Raw genomic sequence first — 275 nt, 5'->3', positions numbered from 1 at the left:
GGCCCCGATGTGGTGAGGACCGTGACCAACGAGATCGTCACGGCGGAGGAACTCGGCGGCGCCAGCACGCACACGCAAAAATCCTCAGTGGCCGACGGCGCCTTGGAGAACGATGTCGAGGCGCTGGAGGCGATCCGGCGGCTCTTCGACTTCCTGCCGCTCAACAATCGCGACAAGCCGCCGTTCAGGCCGTTCCATGACGACCCCGCGCGCCTCGACATGCGGCTCGACACGCTGGTGCCCGACAGCGCCAACAAGCCCTACAATATGATGGA

General features: G+C 65.1%; 1 protein-coding gene. It reads left to right on the top strand.

The annotated features are described in order from the left end of the window. Positions 1-275, top strand: a 275-nt coding sequence (locus ACWGS9_RS36190; protein WP_454509557.1) for a carboxyl transferase domain-containing protein, incomplete at both ends; no start/stop codon positions are given.

It is taken from the genome of Mesorhizobium sp. Arg314 (assembly GCF_053714275.1).
Note: the sequence above shows the minus strand (reverse complement) of the source record. Positions and strands in the feature narration are given on the sequence as shown.